Origin of the sequence: Kluyvera sp. NPDC087067, from assembly GCF_044745165.1 — a bacterium.
Taxonomy (GTDB): Bacteria; Pseudomonadota; Gammaproteobacteria; order Enterobacterales; family Enterobacteriaceae; genus Kluyvera.
Genome location: NZ_JBIUZS010000001.1, coordinates 327,565 through 353,482, shown reverse-complemented (window position 1 = coordinate 353,482; position 25,918 = coordinate 327,565). Strand labels below are relative to the sequence as shown.

At 54.9% G+C, this 25,918-nt stretch carries 22 protein-coding genes, 2 tRNA genes and 4 other RNA genes; 9 read left to right on the top strand and 19 right to left on the bottom strand.

Annotated features, from left to right (window positions below; genetic code table 11):
• Positions 1–328: 328 nt before the first annotated feature.
• Both mdoH and mdoG read right to left on the bottom strand, forming a co-directional pair.
• On the bottom strand, positions 329–2,857 hold the full coding sequence (gene mdoH, locus ACIPDS_RS01555) for a glucans biosynthesis glucosyltransferase MdoH (RefSeq protein WP_400732114.1): 2,529 nt from the start codon (positions 2,855–2,857) through the stop codon (positions 329–331).
• Entirely contained in the window at positions 2,850–4,385 is a 1,536-nt protein-coding gene (mdoG, locus tag ACIPDS_RS01550; protein ID WP_400733388.1) for a glucans biosynthesis protein MdoG, read from the bottom strand. Before mdoG ends, mdoH begins: the two co-directional genes overlap by 8 nt.
• Before the next feature lie 271 nt (positions 4,386–4,656).
• Here mdoG and mdoC point away from each other — a divergent pair, with 271 nt between their 5' ends.
• Positions 4,657–5,817 (top strand): glucans biosynthesis protein MdoC, encoded by a 1,161-nt coding sequence (mdoC, locus tag ACIPDS_RS01545; protein ID WP_400732113.1) that lies wholly within the window; start codon positions 4,657–4,659, stop codon positions 5,815–5,817.
• Here mdoC and ymdB read toward each other — a convergent pair.
• The 6 genes from ymdB to ghrA form a co-directional block, all read right to left on the bottom strand.
• Complete coding sequence (gene ymdB, locus ACIPDS_RS01540; protein WP_400732112.1) at positions 5,814–6,371, bottom strand: O-acetyl-ADP-ribose deacetylase; 558 nt, start codon at positions 6,369–6,371, stop codon at positions 5,814–5,816. The two genes, mdoC and ymdB, sit on opposite strands and share 4 nt — an antisense overlap.
• A gap of 71 nt (positions 6,372–6,442) precedes the next feature.
• A complete protein-coding gene (locus ACIPDS_RS01535; RefSeq protein ID WP_400732111.1) occupies positions 6,443–6,754 on the bottom strand; it encodes a hypothetical protein in 312 nt (103 codons plus the stop codon).
• A 266-nt stretch (positions 6,755–7,020) separates the two neighbouring features.
• A complete protein-coding gene (locus tag ACIPDS_RS01530; protein ID WP_166514268.1) occupies positions 7,021–7,503 on the bottom strand; it encodes a DUF1097 domain-containing protein in 483 nt (160 codons plus the stop codon).
• Between the two features lie 96 nt (positions 7,504–7,599).
• Entirely contained in the window at positions 7,600–8,151 is a 552-nt protein-coding gene (locus ACIPDS_RS01525) for a molecular chaperone (protein WP_166514269.1), read from the bottom strand.
• A gap of 19 nt (positions 8,152–8,170) precedes the next feature.
• A complete protein-coding gene (locus ACIPDS_RS01520; protein WP_166514270.1) occupies positions 8,171–8,908 on the bottom strand; it encodes a phosphatase in 738 nt (245 codons plus the stop codon).
• Positions 8,909–8,974: 66 nt separating this feature from the next.
• Complete coding sequence (gene ghrA / locus ACIPDS_RS01515) at positions 8,975–9,913, bottom strand: glyoxylate/hydroxypyruvate reductase GhrA (RefSeq protein WP_400732109.1); 939 nt, start codon at positions 9,911–9,913, stop codon at positions 8,975–8,977.
• Between the two features lie 262 nt (positions 9,914–10,175).
• Between ghrA and ACIPDS_RS01510 the strand changes: the two genes are divergently transcribed.
• The 3 genes from ACIPDS_RS01510 (at position 10,176) to ACIPDS_RS01500 (ending at position 10,630) form a co-directional block, all read left to right on the top strand.
• Positions 10,176–10,263, top strand: a tRNA-Ser gene (locus ACIPDS_RS01510).
• A gap of 44 nt (positions 10,264–10,307) precedes the next feature.
• Positions 10,308–10,444: non-coding RNA, RtT sRNA (locus ACIPDS_RS01505), on the top strand.
• A gap of 47 nt (positions 10,445–10,491) precedes the next feature.
• Positions 10,492–10,630, top strand: a non-coding RNA gene (locus ACIPDS_RS01500) — RtT sRNA.
• A 202-nt stretch (positions 10,631–10,832) separates the two neighbouring features.
• Here the strand turns inward: ACIPDS_RS01500 and ACIPDS_RS01495 are convergent.
• Together ACIPDS_RS01495 and ACIPDS_RS01490 are read right to left on the bottom strand one after the other, a co-directional pair.
• On the bottom strand, positions 10,833–11,642 hold the full coding sequence (locus ACIPDS_RS01495; RefSeq protein ID WP_400732107.1) for an arylamine N-acetyltransferase: 810 nt from the start codon (positions 11,640–11,642) through the stop codon (positions 10,833–10,835).
• Between the two features lie 113 nt (positions 11,643–11,755).
• Positions 11,756–12,661 (bottom strand): LysR family transcriptional regulator, encoded by a 906-nt coding sequence (locus ACIPDS_RS01490; protein ID WP_400732106.1) that lies wholly within the window; start codon positions 12,659–12,661, stop codon positions 11,756–11,758.
• Between the two features lie 115 nt (positions 12,662–12,776).
• Between ACIPDS_RS01490 and ACIPDS_RS01485 the strand changes: the two genes are divergently transcribed.
• The 5 genes from ACIPDS_RS01485 (at position 12,777) to ACIPDS_RS01465 (ending at position 14,929) form a co-directional block, all read left to right on the top strand.
• A complete protein-coding gene (locus tag ACIPDS_RS01485; protein ID WP_400732104.1) occupies positions 12,777–13,643 on the top strand; it encodes a pirin family protein in 867 nt (288 codons plus the stop codon).
• Positions 13,644–13,656: 13 nt separating this feature from the next.
• A complete protein-coding gene (locus ACIPDS_RS01480; RefSeq protein ID WP_166514275.1) occupies positions 13,657–14,334 on the top strand; it encodes an isochorismatase family protein in 678 nt (225 codons plus the stop codon).
• Between the two features lie 144 nt (positions 14,335–14,478).
• Positions 14,479–14,566: transfer RNA gene (locus ACIPDS_RS01475), tRNA-Ser, on the top strand.
• A gap of 42 nt (positions 14,567–14,608) precedes the next feature.
• Positions 14,609–14,746, top strand: a non-coding RNA gene (locus ACIPDS_RS01470) — RtT sRNA.
• A gap of 45 nt (positions 14,747–14,791) precedes the next feature.
• A non-coding RNA gene (locus ACIPDS_RS01465) (RtT sRNA) lies at positions 14,792–14,929 on the top strand.
• A gap of 176 nt (positions 14,930–15,105) precedes the next feature.
• Here ACIPDS_RS01465 and ACIPDS_RS01460 read toward each other — a convergent pair.
• The 9 genes from ACIPDS_RS01460 to putP all read right to left on the bottom strand — a co-directional run bounded on the left by ACIPDS_RS01460 (position 15,106) and on the right by putP (position 25,856).
• Positions 15,106–16,107, bottom strand: a complete 1,002-nt coding sequence (locus tag ACIPDS_RS01460) for a methionine ABC transporter ATP-binding protein (RefSeq protein ID WP_400732101.1) — start codon at positions 16,105–16,107, stop codon at positions 15,106–15,108.
• Positions 16,108–16,118: 11 nt separating this feature from the next.
• A complete protein-coding gene (locus ACIPDS_RS01455) occupies positions 16,119–16,892 on the bottom strand; it encodes a MetQ/NlpA family ABC transporter substrate-binding protein (RefSeq protein ID WP_400732100.1) in 774 nt (257 codons plus the stop codon).
• Positions 16,893–16,901: 9 nt separating this feature from the next.
• Complete coding sequence (locus ACIPDS_RS01450) at positions 16,902–17,567, bottom strand: methionine ABC transporter permease (protein WP_400732099.1); 666 nt, start codon at positions 17,565–17,567, stop codon at positions 16,902–16,904.
• Positions 17,568–17,576: 9 nt separating this feature from the next.
• Positions 17,577–18,800: an SfnB family sulfur acquisition oxidoreductase gene (locus ACIPDS_RS01445; RefSeq protein ID WP_400732097.1), complete on the bottom strand. Its 1,224-nt coding sequence runs from the start codon at positions 18,798–18,800 to the stop codon at positions 17,577–17,579.
• Positions 18,801–19,084: 284 nt separating this feature from the next.
• Positions 19,085–19,873, bottom strand: coding sequence for a phosphate starvation-inducible protein PhoH (gene phoH / locus ACIPDS_RS01440; RefSeq protein ID WP_400732096.1), 789 nt, complete (start codon positions 19,871–19,873; stop codon positions 19,085–19,087).
• Positions 19,874–20,480: 607 nt separating this feature from the next.
• The gene (efeB, locus tag ACIPDS_RS01435) at positions 20,481–21,755 is read right to left on the bottom strand and encodes an iron uptake transporter deferrochelatase/peroxidase subunit (protein ID WP_400732095.1); all 1,275 of its coding nucleotides are present in this window, start codon (positions 21,753–21,755) and stop codon (positions 20,481–20,483) included.
• 5 nt (positions 21,756–21,760) lie between these two features.
• Positions 21,761–22,888 (bottom strand): iron uptake system protein EfeO, encoded by a 1,128-nt coding sequence (gene efeO, locus ACIPDS_RS01430; protein WP_400732094.1) that lies wholly within the window; start codon positions 22,886–22,888, stop codon positions 21,761–21,763.
• Between the two features lie 51 nt (positions 22,889–22,939).
• The gene (gene efeU, locus ACIPDS_RS01425; protein ID WP_400732092.1) at positions 22,940–23,773 is read right to left on the bottom strand and encodes an iron uptake transporter permease EfeU; all 834 of its coding nucleotides are present in this window, start codon (positions 23,771–23,773) and stop codon (positions 22,940–22,942) included.
• A 562-nt stretch (positions 23,774–24,335) separates the two neighbouring features.
• The gene (putP, locus tag ACIPDS_RS01420) at positions 24,336–25,856 is read right to left on the bottom strand and encodes a sodium/proline symporter PutP (RefSeq protein ID WP_400732090.1); all 1,521 of its coding nucleotides are present in this window, start codon (positions 25,854–25,856) and stop codon (positions 24,336–24,338) included.
• Positions 25,857–25,918 lie beyond the last annotated feature (62 nt).

Sequence of the window (25,918 nt, the reverse complement as noted above, 5' to 3'; positions counted from 1 at the left end):
GGCGGCGTTGCCTTATCCGGCCTACATGTTGCTTCCCCACTAGTCAGCGTAACCACCCGCCCGAGCTACCGTCGGACGTAGGCCTGATAAGCAGCGCGCCATCAGGTATAACTCTGCAGATTGCCGGATGGCGGCGTTGCCTTATCCGGCCTACATGTTGCGTCCCCAAGAGTCAGCGTAACCACCCGCCCGAGCTAGCGTCGGAAGTAGGCCTGATAAGCAGCGCGCCATCAGGCATAACTCTGCAGATTGCCGGATGTCGGCGTTGCCTTATCCGGCCTACATGTTGCTTCCCTTGCCCGGGCTACGGGTCAGAAGACTATCACCCTTATTTCGTTTTTAACGCCAACGGATTGAGCTTCAGCTTGCTGTACTCGCTGACCCACGAGGTGTATTTCTCAGGAGACGCCCAGACGCGATAGTGCAAACGCGCCAGCGTCACCGGGTCGCTCAGCAGTACCAGACGGCGGTCGCGGTTGAGTTTTTCCGGCGTTTCGTTCAGTGCCTGCTCAACATGGCGATCGCGAGCGATCTCCAGTACATGGCTTGCGCGGTGACGCGCAGTCGCCATGGCAGTTGCCAGCGCATTAAACGACGGGTTAAACACCGCATGCATAAAGCCATCATCCAGAATACGTTCACGGTTGAGCTTCAGATATTCTTCGGTATCGGCCAGCACTTTCGGCGTACTGTACTCTTCTGGAATTAAGAACAACTTCCAGCGCTTGGTGCGCAGCCCGTTGGTTGCCCGGCTCGAGACTACCGATACAAACGGCGACAGAATCAGCGAGAAAACAATTGGCGACAGCCAGAACAGGAAGCGCAGATCCAGCCACGCCATACCAACGGCCCATACCAGACCCAGCAGCATCTGCGAACCATGGCGCATAAAGGCTTCGCCCCACGGCGTCGAGTCATCGTCACGCTGCGGTGAGTTCCAGACCACTTCCCAACCGAGGAACGCGCTGACCACAAACACGGTATGGAACAACATACGTACCGGCGCCAGCAGCACTGAGAACAGCACTTCCAGCAGCAGGGAAATCGTCACGCGAATAAACCCGCCGTACTCTTTGGAACCTTTGCACCACACCAGAATAATGCTCAGCAGTTTCGGTAAGAACAGCAGCACCATGGTGGAGGCAAACAGCGCAATTGCCAGTTCAGGGCGCCACTGCGGCCACACCGGGAACAGCTGACGCGGTTGCAGGAAGTACTGAGGCTCAGTCAGCGCATGGACGACCTGTAGCGCCGTTGATAGGGCCAGGAACATAAACCATAGCGGCGCCGAGAGGTAAGACATCACGCCGGTCAGGAACACCGCACGGTGTACCGGGTGCATCCCTTTAACCAGGAACAGGCGGAAGTTCATCAGGTTACCCTGACACCAGCGACGGTCACGCTTAAGCTCATCCAGCAGGTTCGGCGGCAGCTCTTCATAAGAGCCCGGCAGATCGTAGGCAATCCACACGCCCCACCCTGCACGACGCATCAGCGCAGCTTCTACGAAGTCATGCGACAAAATAGACCCGGCAAAGTTACCGTCACCCGGCAGCGGTGCCAGCGCACAGTGCTCAATGAACGGCTTCACGCGGATAATGGCGTTGTGACCCCAGTAATGGGATTCACCCAGCTGCCAGAAGTGCAGACCCGCGGTAAACAACGGCCCGTAGACGCGCGTTGCGAACTGCTGGCAGCGTGCATACAGCGTGTCCATGCCTGAGGCGCGTGGCGATGACTGGATGATCCCCGCATTCGGGTTCGCATCCATCAGACGCACCAGGTTAGTCAGGCACTCACCTGACATCACCGAGTCGGCGTCCAGTACCACCATGTAGCTATACTGGTTGCCCCAGCGACGGCAAAAGTCATCGATGTTGCCACTTTTACGTTTCACGCGACGACGACGACGACGATAGAAGATCTGCCCTTCCCCCTGCACCTCGGCGATAAGCTCCATCCAGGCCTTTTGTTCTGCCACGCAGATGTCCGGGTTGTAGCTGTCGCTTAAGATATAGACGTCAAAGTGCTTCTCTTGCCCTGTAGCCTTAACGGATTCCCAAGTCGCACGCAGCCCCGCGAATACGCGGGAAACGTCCTCATTACAGATAGGCATAATCAACGCCGTCCGGTGTTCCGGGTTCAGCGGCTCATCGCCTACCGTCGAGGCAGAAATACTGTATTTATCCCGCCCGATAAGCAGTTGCAGAAAGCCCATTAACGCGGTCCAGAAACCGGCAGAGACCCAGCAGAACAGCACGGCGAACAGGATGAGGATCCCGGTTTGCAGCAAATAAGGCAGCAGCTGCATAAAGGAAACCCAGACGTTCTGCCCAATCATATCGGCAGGATTTATCAGCGCCCATCCTTGATACGGAAGAATGGTCTTCATGTACCAGGTGGCGACCACGGTCTGAGCCAGCGTCAGGATAAGCAGCGTGTAGCGGCGTAAAGACCCCACCGTACGCCATTTAGCCTCATGCTCCTGCTCTTCTTTGGTCAGGCGGGAAAGATAGCGCGGCGTGACATCACGGCCACGAAGGCGATCCCAAAAACGCCCCACCGGGTTTGTCCGCCACGGGTCGGGGAACATAGAAGAACGCGTTGCCTTTGGCATCGCCTTGAGCTGGGTACGTCCTTCATCGTCTTTGGTCAGCTGATCGCCCGCCAGAGAGTCAGGCCAGCTCTGTTCGAGCCGGGCCTTAACGGACGCCAGGGGCGTGTCATCATCACGAGAAAAAGTCTGATGTTCATCATCCAGCGCTTCATGAACAGCACGAATACTCGTGCTGGGAAGCGCGGCTTTTTCAGTCTCATTCAGCGACAGTGCATCGATGTACTTCGTTGTGTTATTCATTTGCAGGCAGCTGATAGCTCCAGGTTTCACTCAGCGGCTGATCGGCGTTGACCAGTGCGGCGCGCATTTCAGTGGTTTTCTTCGGATCTTTCACTTTTACCCGCAGCGTTAAGCGCCAGCCCTTAGTCACCGGGTTGTAGCGAACGCTGTTTTCAACGATTTCTCCGTTGTCGCCAATGCTGGCCTGCGCCGTTACCGGCGTATCCTGCGGCATTTTGCGCATGTCTGCGCCGGTGAAATCGACCACGAAGGCCACCGTACCGTCTGGCTGACGAATCAGATTAGACTGTTTCACATCGCCCGTTGAACGACGAGTCTGCATCACATACGCGCTGTCGGCGTCATGCAGTTTTTCTTCGTCACGGGTAAAGGTGATGGTGTACTTGTAGTTCATCTCTTTTCCGGCTTCCGGCAGCTTGTCCGGCGTCCAGTAAGCGACGATGTTATCGTTGGTTTCGTCGTTAGTTGGAATTTCAACCAGCTCAACAGTTCCTTTGCCCCAGTCACCTTTCGGCGTGATCCAGGCGCTTGGACGCAGATCATAGCGGTCGTCAAGATCTTCAAAGTGAGAGAACTGACGGCCACGTTGCAGCAAACCAAAGCCCTGAGGGTTTTCAGTCGCAAAGCTGCTCACGGCGAGGTGTTTAGGGTTGTTCAGCGGACGCCAAATCCATTCATCGTTACCCGCATGAATCGACAGGCCGTTTGAATCGTGCAGCTCTGGACGATAGTTCGTCGCCGGAGACGGTTGGTTTGGACCAAACAGGAACATACTGGTTAATGGTGCTACGCCCAGTTTGCCGACTTTATCGCGCAGATAAATTTTGGTCTGCACGTCAACCACGGTATCGCGGCCCGGCATGACGACAAAGCGGTAAGCACCGGTTGCGCGCGGGGAATCCAGAAGCGCATAAATCGTCAGGCGTTTATCGTTAGCTTTCGGACGCTCAATCCAGTATTCACGGAAGCGAGGGAACTCTTCACCGGACGGTAAAGCGGTATCAATCGCCAGGCCACGCGCGGACAGACCATATACCTGGCCCTGACCCAGTACGCGGAAATAGCTGGCGCCAAGCATACTGACGATTTCGTCGTTTTTATCTTTGCTGTTGACAGGGTAAAGCACTTTAAACCCGGCAAAACCGAGGTCTTTTACGGTGTCTTTATCGTGCTGAACATCACCAAAAGTAAAATAGTCCGGGCTGTATTTAATTTTACGCACGGAGGTTGCCGTGACTTCATTAATGGTCACCGGCGTGTCGAAGTACATACCCTGATGGTAGAATTCGAGCTTAAATGGGGTCTTTATTTTGCTCCAGTAAGCCTTATCGTGGTTGAACTGGATTTGCTGGTAGTCCGCATATTTCATATCGCGGAACACGGATGGCAGGTTGCTTTTCGGCGCTTCGTAGCTTTTATCCGCCAGCGACTTAGCCTGCTTCGCAACGTCATCAATAGTGAATGCCCATGCAGATGAAGTACACAGGGACAACATTACGGCTACGCCTAACCAGCGCAGTTTCATCATCTGTGGTGTATGTTTCATATAACTAAGCACTTCCCCCTTTGTGTGCTTAAATCGATCCGATCCATTTTACTGGAAATTCAAGCAATCCGACAACATAATCCCCATATTGTTCAGTGCAGTGGCTTATGGAGTAAGCAACCGTCACTGCGCTTTGCACTTTGCGTGCTTATCCTGGAGACAGGTAACCAGAGTTCGTGTAGGGTTGCCAACGAATGTAATCTTTATCGTCTGGCTACGTAAGGCGATTAGTCTGAGAATCTTAGCTAACCCTATGAATAACAAACCCGCACAGCGTGAATACTTCCTCGACTCCATTCGGGCCTGGTTGATGCTACTGGGAATACCCTTTCACATCTCATTACTTTACTCCAGCCACACCTGGCATATGAACAGCGAAACCCCTTCGTGGTGGCTGACGCTGTTTAACGATTTTATTCACTCATTTCGCATGCAGGTGTTCTTTGTTATCTCCGGCTACTTTTCCTACATGCTTTTTTTGCGTTATCCGCTGAAAAAGTGGTGGAAAGTGCGCGTAGAACGCGTGGGAATACCCTTTTTGACCGCGATCCCGCTGCTCACGTTGCCGCAGTTTTTAATGCTGCAATACGTAAAGGGTAAGACGGAAAGCTGGCACACGCTCACTTTCTACCAAAAATATAATACGCTGGCGTGGGAACTGGTGTCGCACCTGTGGTTCTTGCTGGTGCTGGTGGTGTTAACCACAATTGGAATTATGGCATTTCGCCTGCTGCGCCGTCGCCAGATTCGCAGACGAGCCGACGCGTTCGATAACATGTCGATGGCGAAACTGACGCTCATCTTCCTGCTGCTCGGCGTGGTTTATGCCGCCGTCCGCCGCACGCTTTTCCTGCTTTATCCGCCAATCTTAAGCGATGGTTTGTTTAACTTCGTGGTGATGCAAACGCTCTTCTACGTGCCGTTCTTTATTCTGGGCGCGCTGGCCTTTATCCACCCTCGGCTAAAAGCGCTCTTTACCGCCCCGTCTCCGTGGTGCGTTTTTGCGGCATTACTTGGCTTTATCGCCTATCTGATGAATCAGCGTTATGGTTCAGGTGAGGCGTGGATGTATGAAACAGAATCCGTGATTACGATGGTGCTGGGGCTGTGGATGGTCAACGTGGTGTTCTCGTTTGGCTATCGTCTGCTGAATTTCAAGTCAGCGCGCGTGACCTACTTCGTTAACGCCTCGTTGTTTATCTATCTGGTTCACCATCCATTAACGCTATTCTTCGGCGCGTGGATTATGCCGAATATCAACTCGAATCTGCTCGGCTTTACCACCGGTCTGGTCTTCGTGGTGGGCTGCGCCATCGTGCTTTATGAAATTCATCTGCGCATTCCTTTGCTGCGTTTCCTCTTCTCGGGAAAACCGCAGCAAAAGGCGGAGAAAGCACAGACGGCTAGCCGTTAAGTATTCGCGTCATTCGCCAGACTCGGGATGCGGGTCTGGCTTAGCTGATGCTGGTACAGCGCTAACATCTCTTCATCAAAACAGACAAAATAGACAATCTCAGGCAGGCTTCGGCGGGTTAAGAAAGCGGCGACCGTATTGACGGCGATCTCAACCGCCGCCTGGTGAGGATAGCCATACGCGCCGGTCGAAATCGCCGGAAAGGCTAACGTGTGGTAACCGTTATCCAGCGCCAGCTGCAAACTGTTGCGATACGCTTGTTCAAGTAGCGAGGCTTCGTTCTCCCCTCCCCCCTGCCAGATAGGCCCAACGGTATGAATTACCGCTTTTGCTTTGAGATTGCCCGCATGGGTAATCACCGCATGCCCTGGTGGACAGGTGCCCTGCTGCTGGCGCACGATGGCGCAAGCCTCCTGCAATGAGGGTCCCGCAGCCCGATGAATCGCGCCATCAACACCGCCGCCGCCCATTAATGATGGGTTTGCAGCATTCACAATGACATCGACCTCAAGGCGAGTGATATCCCCTTGCAACACCTGAATTCTTACGGTCATGCTTACAATCCTCTGACTAAGACTGCCCTATTGTCTACCATAGACAACGCAGACCGCAATTTCGTTTCGGGCTATTTGTATTCGACCTGCAAGATGGCCAGATTTTGTTCACGATTAATCCAATGCAACTGGGCGGAGCTTCTCTCATTAACGATGGTACGCCCTTCCAGCAGCGCGTTAAGCGGTATGGTCTGTTCCGTATGGCGTTGATTCTCATAACAGCTGACGCGAATTCTTTGTTGTGACGGCTGATTATAGTCACACGGTGATTCAACGATTTGCCCACGAAAATGGATAATGCCATCCGGCGCGGCAAGCGTATAACCGCTGTTCAACACCAGTAGCGAAGTAAGATAGAGCGGAAGGCGAGATAATGTTTGCATGGCAACTCCCCGTTTAGCCGGGGCCTCTCCTTATTTAAGGGAGGGCCTGTATGTTTAACCCATAATGAGTATACATTTCGTAAACATTTTAATTACATTATAACAGCAAAATAATTTCCGCAAGCCATTTTGACTTTTAAAATCATATAGTTAATATTAATATATCACATCAACATATATGTTTTTTATATTAATACTCATAAAGTCCTGGCAATAAAAAAGGCGGCAGGTTCAAAACCTACCGCCTTTTTTGACTCTATTGAGCTTTACAGCGCTGACTCGTCCACAAGCTGACTTTTCGCTTTGCGATTCGCCAGCCACAGACCGCTATTCTTCATGGCATAACCAAATAACAGCCCCACCAATAAAGAAGGCACCACCAGCTTCCAGTCTCCCTGCCCGGCAAAGGTCGCACAGGCACCAATAAAGGTTCCTGGAACAAATGCCAGTAGGGTCTGACGAGCCTGAATGCACATTAGAAATGCAACAATGCCCGTCATAACGTAGCTGACGATTTCCAGATGCGGCGCTAAGGCGCTGCCATAAATAATCACCAGCGCCCAGATAACACCGCTCATCGTGGTGCTGGCAGAGATTGCCAGTCCCTTAAGACCGCCGGTTGGGCAGGCGAAATAAGCCGTACAGCCTAAAAAACCGGCCCAGCTTAATAAACCCAAAGAGACAGCGACCCATCCCCAAATGCCGGAGAGGATACCTGTTGTGATTGCGATAGCTAAGATAACGTTCATGGCGGGCATCTTAGCAGATACCCGGCGTTATGATGAGATCATGAGCACGCTTTGCTCATCAAATACATTTCAATTACATTGGATTCGTGATCAAAATCACTCTTCTTCCGCTTCCTGCAGCTCATCGTACATGGCGGAGATCGCTTCACGGGTTAACGTCGCCATCGTACGCCAGAAGGTCGTCGTCGCGTGCGCTTCGAGTTTGCCGAGGAAAGTACCCACCCACGGCAGAAGGTAATCATCAAAGAGAACTTCCAGCGCATCGTCATCTTCTACGGCATTGTCCTCAAGCCAGGAGGCCGCCAGTAGCAGCGTCCCAATCTGATCGGCCGGGTTCTCGCCCAGTGGCATACCGCATTCGGTCAGGAAAGCGCGAACCTCGGCTTCCGTGGCCCCTTCCACCCACGCGCTGCGGTAAGGCGGAACGCTGCACTCTTCACCCACGAACAGCGCATTATAATCAGCGGCAATTTGCTGGATATCGCAGCTTTTTTGCAGACGGGCGAGCAGTTCATCCTGCTCCAGTGGCCAGTTAGCCACAAGCTTACCTTCGCGGATCAGGGTAAACAGCGGCACCAGCAGCGGATCCTGCGGTTGACGATAATACAGCGAGCCAAGCGCACGGCAGATGATAGAAAACTCGTTCATTAGTTAATCCAGTTAGTCATTAAAGTTCAGCAAATTCAGGAATCGGCGCCATTCCGCGCGACTCAAGGAAATTCAGGAAACGGCGCGGCGTAATGTTTAAGATCCGATCCTGTGGGAAGTCCACCGCATCAAGGATCTTCTGGCATTCGGTAAATTCACCCAGCGTGAAGGCGGTATGCGAATCCGAACCTAGCGCCAGCCAGCCGCCGGCATCGCGCACAGCCGCCGCAATCGCCTGACAGTTATGTTCACTGCCAATACGTGAGCTCACAAAAGAGGAGTTATTGATCTCAAGCGCCACATGATATTTCGCCGCCGCTTCGGCAATGGCCGGAATATCGACCGGGAATTTTGGGTTGCCGGGATGGCTTATCATATGCACGTTACCGCTCGCCATCGCCGCAATCATCGCCTGGGTGTGGATCTCTTTATTCTGCGGCGCAAAAACCGGCTCATGGAATCCGGCGATGATAAAATCGAGCGAGGTCAGCATCGGCCCGGTGCAATCAATTTCACCGTCGATGTTTTTAATGTTCGACTCGATCCCGCGCAGGATCCCCACACCATCTACCATACGCGGCCAGATGCGCATATTCACAAAATGCCAATAATGCGGAGCATCGGCCATATCCGGGCCGTGGTCGGTAATCGCGAAAAGTTTGATCCCTTTAAGCTTTGCCGCGGCAATATAGTCATGCAACGTGCTGTAAGCATGGGTGCTGGCAACAGTGTGCATATGTAAGTCAACAGGATACATCACATTCTCCTCTCTCGTCATAGGCCAAGAATAGCAGGAAAGCCTCGTATTTATTAGCCAGGGGCATCAATAGCCGCGCACCCTGTCAACCTCTCCGGTGGCTTTTTCGCCGCGTTCAAGCTTTTCTATCGTCTGCGAGATATAGGCGATAGCTTCTTGCGGGCGAGTGACCGCAGCCACATGGGGGGTGATGGTGACACGCGGATGACGCCACAGCGGGCTCTCATCGGGCAGAGGTTCGCGGCTAAAGACATCCAGCATTGCGCCTTTGAGTTTGCCGCTATCAAGTGCCACCAGCAGATCCTCTTCGACCACATGAACACCGCGTGCCAGATTCAGCACATAGCTATCGTCCGGCAATTGCGCCAGCAACGACTTATTAATAATGCCAACGGTTTGCGCGGTATTCGGTAGCAAATTAATCAGCACGCGGGTGTGTTGCAGGAAATCAGCAAGCTCCTCTTCTCCGGCAAAGCTTGTCACCTGCGGCCACGCTTTACGGCTGCGGCTCCAGCATCTGACCGGGAAGCCCCACGCCAGCAGGCTTTGCGCCACTTTAGAACCAAGAACACCTGCGCCCATAATGCCGATGGTGAACTCATCGTGCGAATAATCCGCCAGCGGCTGCCAGCGCCCTTCGCGCTGCAAAGCCTGATAGTCATCAAATCGACGGAACCAGTGCAGTACCTGACTGACGGCATACTCCTGCATCTGGCTTGCCATGCCGGTGTCTTCGAGCCGATATAAAGGAATAGAGTCCGCCAGCATTTCAGGATGCGCGTTGAGTTTACTCAGGATGGAATCCACCCCGGCACCCAATGCAAATACGGCTTTCAGCTGGCGTCCCTGAAGCATTTCAACGGGAGGATGCCACACAAGCGCGTAATCAGCGGGGGCATTATCGCCACGTTGCCACGCACGAATTTTCGCCCCCGGCAGTTTTTTGCCAAGCTCAGCTATCCAGTACGGGGTATCAAACGTAGGATGGTAAAAGATGATCTCCATAACGACTCCTGATTAAAAGCGCTTTACCGGCTACCCGTGCGGCACCGTTTTTTGATTTTTTGTGATTGAACAGCATAGCAAATTTCGTTTCGCTGTCCCGGTAAATGCGGCAGCGATCGCAAAAAAGACGATTTATGCGTATTTAAGAAGCAAGTTGCTGGAAGTTTGTCTAAACACACGTTTTTTTTAAAAAGTTTATTGACGGTGACAGCCCTTTTCCCTACATTATCGCTCGTCCCAGCAATGCTGGTGACGACAATATGGTGAGGTGTCCGAGTGGCTGAAGGAGCACGCCTGGAAAGTGTGTATACGGCAACGTATCGGGGGTTCGAATCCCCCCCTCACCGCCATATTTTAAGAAGAGCTCGTACGAAAGTACGGGCTTTTTTTTCGCATATTGCATACCTACGGGGGGATGAGAATCCCCGACCGGGGTTCGACAACTGGCGCTAGCCAGTTGGACAGACTGAGCGCGCAGCGAACAGGCTGCCCGAAGGGCGAGCAAAGCGAGTCAATCCCCCCCCCTCACCGCCATATTTTAAGAAGAGCTCGTACGAAAGTACGGGCTTTTTTTTTGCATATTGCACGCCTGCGGGGGGATGAGAATCCCCGACCGGGGTTCGACAACTGGCGCTAGCCAGTTGGACAGACTGAGCGCGAAGCGAACAGGCTGCCCGAAGGGCGAGCAAAGCGAGTCAATCCCCCCCCTCACCGCCATATTTTAAGAAGAGCTCGTACGAAAGTACGGGCTTTTTTTCGTCCGTAGACCGTCAACATCGTGCCGATATTTCCCCGGGGTCGCGTGCGCTCGCCCGGGCTACCGACTGGTGTAGGCCGGATAAGGCGAAGCCGCCATCCGGCATAACCGCGCACATTGCCGGATGGCGGCTTCGCCTTATCCGGCCTACGTATTGTTACTCTATCTCTCGAGTTCATCCATCGGCAGCTGGACCACAATCTCTTCTGCAATACCGAAGCGTTCAATCAACAACGCCTGCTGCTGACGGAAAGTGAGCGGCGTGAATATCTCTTTTCCTGAGGCATCTCTCACCACCTTCTCGCCTTTCACGATCCCGGTGATAGATTCCCGCCCCGCCAGGCGAATCAACATCGCCCCATCAAACCGGCTATTACCGCGACTCTGTTGGTGGCGCAACGGATATTCATGCTCCGGCGCATCCATCTCCAACAGCTGGCAATCGACGCGCGAGCGCCCCAGCGGTTTCCAGTTAACGCACCAGACGCCTTCATCTCTGTGCACGCGGGTTCCCCACACGGGATGCGGCGAATACCATGCTTGCAGCGGGAGAGGCTGACCGTGCAGCATCGTGGCATCGACGATAAACAGGGTCTCACCCAAACGCACAAATAGCGTGCCGTGCCCCGGTGAATCGGCGCTGACCGGGCGTGGGGAGCGCATTGTCGTCAGGCCATACTGCACGCTAAAGCCAAGCGCCTTTAACAACGCAAAAAGCGCCCCATGCCCTGCCCAGCAAGTACCGCCGGTACCATAACGCAGCCAGCTTGCGAAGAAATGATCGGGGATAAAACCGGGAAGCTCAGACTTAGCGCCTTTCGCCACCTGAATTCGACGAAGAAGATTGTCGAAAGGCACCGTTCGACACCATGCCTGATAGACTTGCGTTAACCCATGTTCGGTCAGCGCCGGTGGCTGAGTGAAGCCCAGCTTTTTCAGAACCTGCTCGGCACGAGCCGGGCTGATTGTCATCTGAATATCTCGCGTATTCATTATTTGCTGGAGACTCATGAGTCCTGGCCACAGAGAAATAGAACTATGAGAGATAGCATATTCAACGCGATTTTGTAAATAAATTGTAAAAATTACTCTTCAACCATCTGCGCATACTCGTCGCTGAGAAAATCCACCAGCGCTCTGACCGCCGGCAGTAAACCGCGCCGCGATGGGAACACCGCGTGGATCACCTCACGCTTCGGCTCCCATTCATCCAGCACGCGAACCAGCGTGCCGTCGGCCAGTTGTTCACGCGCCATCAGCACGGGCAGCTGCACGACGCCGACGCCTGCTACCGCCGCTTCACGCAGCGCGAGCATATCGTTGGTAATAAGCCGCGGGGTAAAATGCACCTCAGCTTTTGCCTTATCCGGGCCGGAGAGCTGCCATTTATGGATATGTTTCCCCGCCGACATGCTCAACCCCGGCCAGCGGCTCAGTTCATCGGGTGTCTGCGGTTTCCCCAATGCAGCCACAAGCGTCGGGCTTGCCACCAGACAGTGCCCACGATCTGCCAGCACCCGCATCACCAGATCGCTATCATCGAACGGACGAGGCCTGACGCGAATCGCCACGTCTACCCCTTCAGCCACCAGATCCACTCGCCGGTTTGTCGCTTCCAGCTGAATTTGCACGCCGGGGAAACGCATCATAAAGCGGGCCAGCATCGGCCCCACATGAACATGTAACAGCGTAACCGGACACGCGAGTCTGACGACGCCGCGCGGTTCAGCTTGCAGCATCGCAATCGCCTCCTGCGCCGCCTCCGCTTCAATCAGCATCGCTTTGCAGTGCTGGTAAAAGGTCTGCCCTACCTCGGTTACCGTGAACTGGCGGGTCGTGCGATAAATCAACCGCACGCCAAGCTGTTCTTCCAGTTGGGCAATACGTCGACTGAGCTTCGACTTCGGAATATCCAGCGCTCGCCCCGCCGCCGCAAACCCGCCGTTATCCACCACACGGACAAACCAGGCAAAATCATTAAGATCCTGCATTGCCACCTCATCGTTCTATTTTTGCAACAGTGAAGGTCACTTTTGCTATCTACCGGAATATTAACTCCAAATATAAGCTAATAAGCATCAAAGCTCACTACGCAGGAGAAAACAAATGAAACAGATTACGGGTGTCTATACCGCACCGCGTCCGCACTGGGTGGGCGATGGCTTCCCGGTTCGTTCGTTATTTTCTTATCAATCACACGGTGAAAGCCTGAGCCCTTTCCTGCTGCTGGATTACGCCGGGCCGCATCACTTCCCGGCCGATGGCGCAAAACGCGGTGTGGGCGAACATCCCCATCGTGGATTTGAAACCGTCACTATCGTCTACGCCGGTGAAGTTGAACATCGCGACTCAACCGGTAAAGGCGGCGTAATTGGCCCAGGCGACGTGCAGTGGATGACGGCGGGCGCAGGCATTCTCCATGAGGAGTTTCACTCGGCGGAGTTTGCCCGTCGGGGCGGCGAGCTGAAGATGATCCAGCTGTGGGTCAATCTTCCGGCCAAAAACAAAATGACCGCGCCCGGTTACCAGAGTATTGAGGCGGCAACGATTCCTGCGGTGAATCTGTCCGCTAGCGGTGGTTCCCTGCGGGTTATCGCAGGCCGCTACCAGGATGCGGTCGGCCCGGCAGACACCTTCTCACCGCTGAACGTCTGGGATCTGCAACTGCCCCAGGACGGCGAGTTTTCCTTTGAACAGCCCGACGGCTGGAGCACCGCCCTGGTGGTGCTGGAAGGCAGCGTGACGGTGAACGGTAGCGCAACGGCTCAGGAAGCACAGCTCGTGGTGTTGAGCCAACAAGGCCAGCGCGTGCATCTGCATGCGAGCAGCAACGCGAAAGTTCTGGTGCTTGCAGGGGCGCCTATTGATGAACCGATTGTCGGCTACGGCCCCTTCGTGATGAACAGTAAAACTGAAATCGAGGCAGCGATTCGCGATTTCAACTCCGGCCGTTTTGGTCAAATTGACGTTTAAAGAGGTGAAGAATATGTCTACTCCCGCTAATTTCAACGGTGCACGCCCGGTCATTGATGTCGACGATGCCGTGATGTTGCTAATCGATCACCAAAGCGGCCTGTTCCAGACCGTCGGTGATATGCCGATGCCAGAACTGCGCGCTCGTGCCGCTGCGCTGGCAAAAATGGCAACGCTGGCAGGTTTACCGGTCATCACCACCGCATCGGTGCCACAAGGTCCGAACGGCCCGCTGATCCCAGAGATCCACGCCAATGCGCCCCATGCGCAATACATTGCGCGTAAGGGCGAAATTAACGCCTGGGACAACCCGGAATTTGTGGCAGCGGTCAAGGCAACCGGACGTAAAACGTTAATTATCGCCGGGACAATCACCAGCGTTTGCATGGCATTCCCGGCGATTGCCGCCGTGGCCGATGGCTATAAAGTTTTCGCAGTGATTGATGCTTCCGGGACTTACAGCAAGATGGCTGAGGAAATTACGCTGGCCCGCGTAACGCAAGCGGGCGTCGTTCCGATGGATACCGCCGCGGTGGCGTCCGAACTCCAGCGCACGTGGAATCGCCCGGATGCCGCTGAATGGGCCGAGGTCTACACCCACGTCTTCCCGGCCTACCAGCTGCTTATCGAGAGCTATGCCCGCGCTCAGGACGTGGTGAAGAACAACGAACAGCTGGATTCCCAGCGCTAAATCCACTGCCCTGGCCTCAAAGGCCAGGGCAGTGTTCATTGCTTAACCAAACGAGACGTCACGCATAAATTATGCTTGACCGTTTTAGCCTGACTCCCTATAGTAGCGCCCCGTTGCCCACCTAAGGTGAGCAGCAAACAATATGGTGAGGTGTCCGAGTGGCTGAAGGAGCACGCCTGGAAAGTGTGTATACGGCAACGTATCGGGGGTTCGAATCCCCCCCTCACCGCCATATTTTAAGAAGAGCTCGTACGAAAGTACGGGCTTTTTTTCGCATATTGCATAGCTGGGGGGGATGAGAATCCCCGACCGGGGTTCGACAACTGGCTCTAGCCAGTTGGACAGACTGAGCGCGCAGCGAACAGGCTGCCCGAAGGGCGAGCAAAGCGAGTCAATCCCCCCCTCACCGCCATATTTTGAGAAAGAGCTCGTACGAAAGTACGGGCTTTTTTTTCGCATATTGCACGCCTGCGGGGGGATGAGAATCCCCGACCGGGGTTCGACAACTGGCGCTAGCCAGTTGGACAGACTGAGCGCGAAGCGAACAGGCTGCCCGAAGGGCGAGCAAAGCGAGTCAATCCCCCCCTCACCGCCATATTTTAAGAAGAGCTCGTACGAAAGTACGGGCTTTTTTTTCGTCTGTAGATCGTCAGCATCGTGCCGATATTTCCTGGGGTCGCATGCGCTCGCCCGGGCTACATTCGTCAATGCCTCGCCGGGCGGTTGTAGCCCGGGCAAGGCGTTTACGCCGCCCCCGGGACGTGCGCCGATCTACCCCACCTGCACCGCAACCCTGTCTGCCACTCCCGCCGCCAGTCTCAGCGTCTCTGCCGACAGCGGCGCCTCTACGCGAAGCTTGAGCTGTCCAACAATTCGCCCCTGAATAGGCTCACAGCTGCTATAAATCAACTGGCTGCCGCCCAGCACGCGGGCAATCTCGCGTAAATCGGGCTCCAGCCCATTCACCCCATTAAAATGCAGCGTCACAAACTGCTGCCCAACGTCCAGCTGCTCACCGTTTTCCGCACGACCGTGATGTAACGTCCCAAGCATCCCGCGCGTCACCTCGTGCTGCGGGTCGCCGAACACGCGCCACACTTCGCCTTGCTCAATCACCTGCCCTTTCTCCAGCACCGCCACCCGGTCACACAAGGTGCGAATAACGTCCATTTCATGGGTGATGAGCACAATTGTCAGCCCCAGCCGCTGGTTAATTTCTTTTAGCAGGCTCAACACCGCCAGCGTATTTTCCGGGTCGAGCGCCGACGTGGCCTCATCGCACAGCAGGATCTCCGGCTGAGTCACCAGCGCCCGGGCAATACCGGCACGTTGCTTTTGTCCGCCTGATAGCTGCGAAGGCCAGCTATCCCGCAGCGACTCAAGCCCGACCAACCTTAAAATATCGTCCACCCGGCGTTGCCTTTCAGCGACCGGGATTCCCGCCATCCGTAGCGGCAGCGCCACGTTCTCGGCCACTGTCCTGGTCGAGAGCAAATTAAAGTGCTGGAAGATCATCGACACCCGACGACGCAAATCCCGCAACTGTCTGCGGCCGCCGCTTATCGGTATTCCGTGAATGCAGATTTCACCGCCATCAGCGCTTTCCAGACGGTTAAATAAGCGCAGCAGAGTCGATTTCCCCGCCCCGCTGCGGCCAATAATGCCGAAAATCTCCCCGCGCTGAATGTCCAGATTCACCGCCTCTAACGCCTGCACTCCGTTCGGATAGGCCTTGCTGATGTTACGAAGCTGGAGATGAAGATGTTGCGTCATACCGTATACTCCTAAAACCCGGGGGCGATTTTTCCCTGATATCTCGTCAGGATAAACTGGCGTACCGCATCCGAATTCAGCGCTTTCGCCAGCTTCTGGATACCCGGGTCGTTAATGTTATCCGGCCTTGCCACCAGATATTCGACGTACAGGCTCTTGCCTTTTTCAACAATCAGCGCCTTGTCCGTATCAATGCCCGCTTCCAGCGCATAGTTGGCAAAAATAAACGCCAGATCCACCTGGCTTACCGCGCGCGCTAGCATCGCCCCTTCCAGCGGACGAATTTTAAAATGGTGTGGATTGGCGGTGATATCCTTCTCCGTCGACTGCGGATCTTGCGGATTCTTCAGCGAGATCAATCCCGCTTCCGCCAGCAGCACCAGCGCCCGTCCGGTATTCACCGGATCGTTTGGGATCGCAATGGTTGCCCCGTCAGGCAGCTCTTTAAGGCTTTTGTATTTCGTTGAATACGCGCCGAACGGTTCGATATGTACCCCCACCACCGGCACTAAATTGGTATGGCGAGTCTTGTTAAAATCATCCAGGAACGGGCGATACTGATAATAGTTAGCATCCAGATTCTTCTGGGCCAGCTGCTGATTGGGCTGAATAAAATCGTTGAATACCTTGATATCGAGATCAACCCCCTCCTTTGCCAGCGTCGGTTTCACAAATTCGAGAATCTCAGCATGTGGAACCGGCGTGGCGCCGACGACCAGCTTTTCATTGGCATAAGCCGACACGCTAAACAGCGCCAGCAGCCCGGCAATGATGGTTTTTTTCATGGTTTATCCTTATTTACGACTCATCCGGCGCACCAAACGGTCACCGCTCATTTGTAAAATCTGTACCAGAGCAATCAGCAGCACGACCGTCACCGCCATCACATCGGTCTGAAAACGTTGATAGCCAAAGCGGATCGCCAGATCCCCCAAACCACCGCCGCCGATAACGCCCGCCATCGAGGTGTAATCCACCAGCACGATAGACGTCACGGTCACCGCCGCAATCAGCCCGGATCGCGACTCCGGTAGCAAAGTGTACCAAATCAGTTGCCAGGTGCTGCCGCCCATCGCCCAGCTGGCTTCCACCAGCCCGTGATCGACTTCGCGCAACGATGTCTCAACCAGGCGTGCAAAGAAAGGCGCGCAGCCCGCGACCAGCGGCGGGATGGTGCCTTCAACGCCCAGTGACGTTCCGGTGATCATCGTGGTCAGCGGGATCATCACAATCAACAAAATGATGAAGGGCAGCGAGCGCATCACGTTCACCAGCAGTGAAAGCACCCGATGCAGCAAGGGCGCATACAGCAAGCGAGGCTGCCCGGTCAGGTAAAGAATGACGCCAAGCGGGAGGCCAATCAGTATCGTGAACCCGAGCGCCCAGCCCAGCATGGTCAGGGTGTCCGCGGCCGCTTGCGCCACATCCCCCCAGTCAATTTCGGCAAGAATTGCGAACATGCCGACTCCTTAGTTCCAGTCGTGGCGTGCAGGCGCTTTGCCGTTTAAAACCCAGTTGCCCAGAAGATGGTATTTCCAGCGCACCGGATCGTGCAGGGTATGCACGCGACCGTTACGCCAGTGGCGATCGAAGTTGTAGCGTGGATGCGTTGAGCGAGTCCCGCCCAGCTCAAACAGGCGTGAGGCGGCCTCCAGCGCGGCTTCGGTGGTGAAAATTTTGGCGCGCGCGACCGCCAAAGACGCCAGCGCCACGGTCTCTTCGGTCTGAAGATGCTTGTAGCGGTCGAGCACTTTGCCCGCCTGCTCCAATAGCGCTTCGGCGGCGGCAATGCGGCTATCAAGGACGCCAATCTGATGGATAGTCAGCGGATCATCCCCGGCGCGCTCCACGCCCGCGTCAATCCACGGACGAGCAAACTGGTTCACAAAGCTGACCGTGTCGCTGAGCGCCGCGCGCGCAATACCGGCGTCTATCGCTGCGGTGGTTAACTGCGCAAAGGGGCCGGCGAGCGTCGGCGTATCGTAGGATTTCCAGCTTGGGATCAGATTGAAGCTTTCTACCGGCAGATTGTCCGCCAGCACCGTACCGCTTGAGGTGGTGCGCTGTCCCAGGCAAGCCCAATCGTTGACCACCGTCAGACCCGGCGCGTTGTGCGGCACAAACGCCAGCTGCGCCCGTCCCTCATCGTCCAGCGCCAGCACGCCCAGCCAGTGTGCGTATAACGAGCCGGTGCAGTAGCCTTTACGACCATTAATCCGCAGACCCTGAGGGCTTTTTGTCAACCGCGTCTGAATATCCTGCACCGTCTTGCCGCCGGTTTCCGACAGCGCGTTGGCAAAGCGATGGCCGCTCAGCGCCAGCTCAAAGAAGAAACGCCGCTGGTCGTCGCTACCCTGCAGGCGGATATCCTCCAGCAAACAGTAGTGGTTCTGCGGAATTTGCCCCAGTGCCGGGTCAGCGGCTGAAACGATCGCAATCACCGAGGCAAGCGTCGCCGCCGAAACCTCCGCACCGCCAAACTCACGCGGGACGGTAATCCCCCACAGGCCGCTGTTGGAGTAGGTATTGACGACCTCCGCAGGAACGATGCCGGACAGATCCCGTTCCGATGCGCCGGTTTGCAGGAAGGCTGCTATTTCATGGGCGATACTGAGAGCCTCTTCATCGCTGGTAATTCGATAGGCATCTGGCGCCTGTTGGGTATAGTCTGGAGCGTTGTGGGTCACTGACATAGCATCATCTCTTCGGGTTTATCAGCACGCGCAAACACAATCATCCGATTGATATTTATACATATCCATTTATGGAATTAATTATTGTGTCTTTACGTTGTTAAGTTATATGAGTTGATAGCAAAGTTTATGCCAGCCTTAGAAGCTTTGTTTTTCAATCAGTTAGGTTTATTGATGCAGACGAGGCGGTGTGAAATGCAACACGCCTTCGCCAGCGCTGTTGGATTTGCAACAGCCGGAAAGAACAAAGCCCGGTTTCCCGGGCTTTGCAGAGGTGGCAACGTTTAGTCGTAGGCTTTGAGCGTCCGCTGGCAGAGCGCCGAGCGGACACAATCATCTTTATTGAAGCGGACAATCCCTACCATTTCATCTTCTTCAAACCGGGCCAGAGCGTCACTCAAACCCGACTGAACGCCGCGAGGCAAATCACACTGGGTGATATCCCCGTTCACGATAACCGTGACGTTCTCCCCGAGGCGGGTTAAAAACATCTTCATTTGCGCTGCGGTGACATTCTGAGCCTCATCAAGAATGACCACGGCATTTTCAAAGGTACGTCCGCGCATATAGGCGAACGGCGCGATCTCTACCTTACCGATTTCCGGGCGCAGGCAATATTGCATAAAGGAGGAGCCGAGCCGTTTCACCAGCACGTCATAGACGGGGCGAAAATACGGGGCAAACTTCTCCGAAATGTCTCCCGGCAGGAATCCCAGGTCTTCATCAGCCTGAAGCACGGGACGCGTGACGATGATTTTATTCACATCCTTATGGATCAGCGCCTCGGCCGCTTTCGCGGCGGAAAGCCAGGTTTTGCCGCAGCCCGCTTCGCCGGTGGCGAAGATCAGCTGCTTACTCTCGATAGCATTCAGATAGTGGGCCTGAGCGTCATTACGGGGGGCGATGGCCGAGGCGTCGCGACTGTCACGCGCCATGCCAATCGCTTCCACACCACTCATTTGCACAAGCGAGGTGACCGATTCTTCTTCACGTTGTTTGTGGCTGCGTGAATCCCGTCTGAGCACACGTTTTGCTTCGCGATGAGCTTTGATCACTGCTTTCTGTCTTCCCATGGATAGCACCTTGAGTTGTTGGTATACATCACACGCGCTAATAACAGCGCGATTATGCGCACGAACGTCTGAGGTTTGGCTTCCTTGTAAGCCATAGCAACTGCTGGTCGAAATGATGTGAATACGCGGCTACGCGCACCGCGCATAACATCGTTTACTACAAGTTGAATTCTGCATGGGGGGAAAATTAAGGTGACGAAATCGCTGCCGGAGGAGAGGCCTCCGCGCTGGATGGTGCGGTTTTTGATACTGCTAAGTCCAGTCAAGGACGCTACCATTCGCGATCTCCATAGTGAAACAACATCACTGCCGGGAACTACCGCTCTACTTAATGTTTACATCATAAAACACAAATAATGCAACATAAAATTTACACAAATATAACGATAGTCACCTGAGATAGCATCTGACAGTCATATGACAGTTTTATGTCAATTGCGGGGAAAATGAAAAAAAGTGCTGATTTTTGACGATATTCTTCAATTTGATGTGGGGATAAACCCGGCGGCGCTGCGCTTGGCCGGGCTACATTCGTGCATATTTGTAACCCGGCGAGCGCATGAATACCGATTTGTAGCCCGGCCAAGCGCAGCGCCGCCGGGAATACTCAAGCCTCCAGCAGCGTACTGCCTAAATAAGACTTCGGTGACACCACGCCCGGCAACACAAAGAAATACCCGCCGCCAATCGGCTTCACGTACTCCTCAAGCGCTTCGCCATTCAGCCGCTTCTGCACCGTCAGGAACCCTTTTTCAAGGTCATGCTGATAACACACAAACAGCAGCCCCATATCCAGCTGCCCGGAATTGGTCACGCCTAGCGAATAACTGTAGCCCCGGCGCATCATCAGGCTCGATTGCGTCTCTTTGGTGCGTGGGTTTGCCAGACGAATATGGCTGTCCAGCGCAATCACCTCGCCTTCCGGGTCCTGCGTGTAGTCCGGCACATCGTGCTCAAGCTTCATACCCAGCGGCGCACCGCTGTGCTTATCGCGGCCAAAAATCGTCTGCTGCTCTTTTAGCGGCGTGCGATCCCAGAACTCGACGTGGAACTGAATAATGCGTACCGCCTGATACGAACCGCCCGTCGCCCACGCCGGTTCACCCTGCTCGCCGGTTACCCACACCACCTCATCCATCAGCGCGCTATTGCTGCCGTCTGGATTCGCCGTGCCGTCTTTAAAGCCCAGCAGATTGACCGGCGTTTCTTTGCCTTTGCTGCGCGCCGCGTGGTCAGAGATAAACCCTTCGCGCTTCCAGCGCACGCTCAGCAAATCAGGCGTGTGCTTGATAATATCGCGCAGCGCGTGGATAACCGTGTCCTGGGTATTGGCGCAAATCTGCAGCAACAGATCGCCATGACACAGCGCGGCATCCAGCGAATCATTGGGAAAGCGCGTCATCTTGTGCAATTTTCGCGGCGCTTTATCCGCCAGCCCAAAGCGCGTATCAAACAGCGAATGGCCGACAGAGAGCGTCATCGTCAGGTTATCCGGCGCGATATACGCCCCCAGAATACCCGAGTCCATTGGCGGCAAGCGCGGATTTGGCGTATCCGGTGCCGGGCCGCCAGTCGTCAGAAACGCAATACGTTGCGTCAACAGACGAAACAGGCGCTCAAGGTCGGATTTATCTGCCGCCAGCACGTCAAACGCCACCAGCATCATCGATGCCTGCTGCGGCGTTAACACGCCCGCCTGGTGTTCTCCATAAAACGGCTGCGTTTCCATCCGACTATGGGTCGCAGGCGCAGCGTCGGGTTTTGCCGCATGGGCAACCGGACACCCGCCCGAGATAGCCAGCGCGCCTCCCAGCGCGCCGATCCCTTTTAATAAACGACGACGTGACGGTTCATTCAAATCGTCGGTGTGACTCTTTTCCATGGTGCTTAGTCCAGACCCAGGATCCCACGCAGCTGCGCCAGATCTTCCGCCAGTGTGGTGACAGGCCCTTTCAGCGCATTGCGGTCAGCGTCGGTCAGTTTGTCATAGGTTTCATAACCGTCTTTGGTACGGTATTTCGCCAGAATCGCATCCACTTTTTTGAAGTTGGCGTCAACTTTAGCCAGCAGCGCGCTGTTCTCTTTTTGTAGCTGCGGACGCAGCAGGTTAACAATTTTCTGCGCGCCATCGATGTTGGCCTGGAAATCCCACAGGTCAGTGTGGCTGTAACGATCCTCTTCACCGCTGATTTTGCTTGCTGCCACTTCTTCAATCAGACCCGCCGCGCCGCCGACCACTTTTGAAGGCGGGAAGGCCAGCTCATTGATGCGTTTTTGCAGTTCCAGTACGTCGCTGTTTAATTGCGTGGCGTACTGCTCCATGCCTTTGACGCTGTTATCGCCAAACAGGGCTTTTTCCAGACGGTGGAAGCCGGTGAATTTCGGGTCAGCCGCTTTCTGCTCGTAGTCGTCCTCACGCGCATCAATGCTACCGTCGAGGTCAGAGAACAGTTCGGCAATCGGCTCGATACGCTCATAGTACTGACGCGTTGGGGCATACAGGGATTTCGCTTTTTCGATATCGCCCGCTTTCACTGCGTCGGTAAAGGCTTGGGTGCCTTTGACCAGTTCAGCGGTTTGCTCCACGACATAGGCTTTATAAGCGGTGATTGCGGTGCTGAGATCCAGCAAGGCGTTGGCTTTTGCTGCGTCCGCTGTCGCTTCACCTTTCACAATCAGCTTCCCTTTCGGGTTGGTCAGCAGGCCGCAGGTCATGTCATATTCGCCCGGCTGCAAATTGGCGGTCATTTTCTGGGTGAAGCCCGGCGCGATGTTCTCACGCTCTTCAACCACCATCACCCCCTTGAGGATCTCCCACTCCAGCGCTTTCTGGCTGTGGTTCTGGATGATGAACTGGGTTTTACCGGCGTTCACGGTTATCGACATCGGTTCACACTGTTTGTCGTTTACCGTCACTTTAACCTGAGGAATATCGGCGGCGTGCGCCATAAACGCGGTCGAAAAGAGTGCGGCGATGCCCGTCTGCAACGCGCTGCGGCGGAAGTTCTTGGTCATGTTCCATCCCTTTAAAAGAAAGTTTGTTGTCACTAGCAACCGTTATCAGCCTTAAGGTGTGATACGTGAAGTTGATGTTGTTGGACGCGGAGGCCAGAAGAACAGCACCAGCGCCGGAATCAGATACAGGAAATAGACCGCCACTTCGCTGACGCTCGGCGCTTCCTGGTAACCCAAAATACCTTCCAGCAGCGTGCCAAACAGCGAATGCGTCGTCAGAGTGCCGCTAAAGTCAAAGGCGACATCCTGGAAGGCGTTCCACAATCCGGCTTCATGGAAGGCGCGAATCGCCCCTGCTGCCAGACCGGCTGCCACCAGCAGAATAAACAGACTCGTCCAGCGGAAGAACACGCCGAGATTCAGGCGGATACCGCCCCAGTAGAGCATGAAGCCCAGCACAATTGCCGTGGCCAGCCCAAGCATCGCACCGAGCGGTGGCCAGATGCCGAGGTCTTGCTGAAACGCGGCTAACAGAAAGAACACCGACTCCAGACCTTCACGCGCCACGGCGAAGAAAACCATCATCACCAGCGCCCAGCCGTGGTTATTGCCTTTTTGCAGCGCATTATCGACTGCCTGCTCAAGCTGCTGTTTGACGTTGCGGGAGACTTTGCGCATCCAGAACACCATCCAGGTGAGGATCACCACCGCAATCACCGCCACCACGCCTTCAAAAAGCTCCTGCTCTTTTTGCGGGAACTCGCCGGTGGTTTCGTTGATAAAGATCCCTAAGCCTAAGCACAGTGCGGCGGCAAGGAGTACGCCAATCCACATCACGCCAATCCAGCGGCCGCGCTGGGTACGCTTTAAATAGCTGGCAATCAGGCTGACAATCAGCGCCGCTTCCAGACCTTCCCGCAACATAATGAGAAACGGAACAAACATGCAGACATCCTTAAATGTGAAACGCCGTCAACTTTTGCAAAGTCCGGTAAATGTGAGTGATAGTGATTATCATTAAGAAAAGCGGAAACACAAGGGAAATGTGTGGGAAATAATGACGAGATGTAAACGAATAGCGGCAATATAGTTGCGCAATTTATCGGTAGCAGACTAAGGCTGTGCGCATGAAAAAGCCCGCAAAATTTGCGGGCTTGGGGACAGTCACGTAGGCATGATAAGCGCAGCGCCATCAGGCATAACCGCGCACATTGCCGGATGGCGGCTTTGCCTTATCCGGCCTACAACCGCAGCACCCTGTAGCCCGGCCAAGCGCAGCGCCGCCGGGATAAGCTCCGTGCTCCCCCGGAGTCGGTGCTAACGCACCTCGTCCGGGCTACAACCGCAGCAGCCTGTAGCCCGGCCAAGCGTAGCGCCGCCGGGATAAGCTCCGTGCTCCCCCGGAGTCGGTGCTAGCGCACCTCGTCCGGGCTACAATCGCAGCAGCCTGTAGCCCGGCCAAGCGTAGCGCCGCCGGGACAGGCACCGAGTTCCCCCGGAGTCGGCGCTATCGCACCTCGTCCGGGCTACCGGTACGAGGTAACGGTGCTGAATGATAATAGGCATCTGCTTTCGCAAAACGCTCTTGCATCGCGGCCGATGGCGCTTTACCCAGCAGGCTGAACACCACAATCCCGATACTGCCGAAGATAAAGCCTGGGATAATTTCATACAGCCCCAGCCAGGCGAACTGTTTCCAGACAATCACGGTGAGCGCACCAATAACCATCCCTGCCAGTGCACCGTTGCGGGTCATGCGTGACCACATCACCGAGAACAGTACCACCGGGCCAAACGCGGCGCCGAAGCCTGCCCACGCATAGCTCACCAGACCCAGCACGCGGTTTTCCGGGTTTGCCGCCAGCGCAATCGCCACCAGCGCCACCACCAGCACCATAAAGCGCCCTACCCACACCAGCTCTTTCTGGCTAGCGTTTTTACGCAGAAACGCTTTGTACAGATCTTCTGTAATCGCGCTGGAGCAGACCAGCAGCTGACAGCTTAACGTGGACATCACCGCCGCCAGAATGGCCGACAGCAGGATCCCCGCAATCCACGGGTTAAACAGAATTTGCGCAAGCTCGATAAACACGCGCTCCGCGTTCTGACTCACCGGGCCCGCTAACGCAGGGTTATTCTGGAAGTAGGCAATACCGAAGAAACCGACGGCAACCGCACCGGCCAGGCACAGGATCATCCATGTCATACTGATACGACGAGCGTGGACGATGCTGTGGTGGGAATCGGCCGCCATAAAGCGCGCCAGAATATGCGGCTGACCGAAGTAGCCCAGACCCCACCCCATCAGCGAAACAATCGCCACGAAGTTCAGACCTTTGAGCATATCCACGTTCTCAATGCTCTTTTGCTTAATCACTTCCAGCGAATCACCCAGGCCACCTACGGCAAATATCACGATAACCGGGGTCAGAATCAGGGCGAAAATCATCAGACTCGCCTGCACGGTATCGGTCCAGCTTACCGCGAGGAATCCACCAATAAAGGTGTACAGAATGGTCGCCGCCGCCCCGGCCCACAGCGCCGTTTCGTAGCTCATGCCAAAGGTGCTTTCAAACAGACGCGCACCGGCAACAATCCCGGAGGCACAGTAGATAGTGAAGAACAGCAAAATAACCAGCGCCGAGATAATTCGCAGTACGCGGCTATTATCTTCAAAACGCCCGGTAAAATAGTCCGGCAGCGTTAAGGCGTTATTATTGGCCTCGGTGTGCACGCGCAGACGCCCGGCCACCAGTTTCCAGTTAATCCATGCGCCTAAGGTCAGGCCAATGGCAATCCAGCTTTCCGAAATACCGGCGATAAAAATCGCCCCCGGCAGGCCCATCAGCAGCCAGCCGCTCATATCCGAAGCACCGGCAGACAGCGCGGTAACAAACGGCCCTAAGCTACGGCCCCCGAGAATATAATCATCGAAGTTTTTGGTATTACGCCATGCAAAAAAGCCAATGAGGATCATGCCAAAAATATAAACAAGAAAAGTCACCAGCATCGGTGTGCTAATAGTCATACGATCTCCAGGATTATTTATCGGCAACATTCCAATTTGCCGTTTATACCATTGCCGGAACG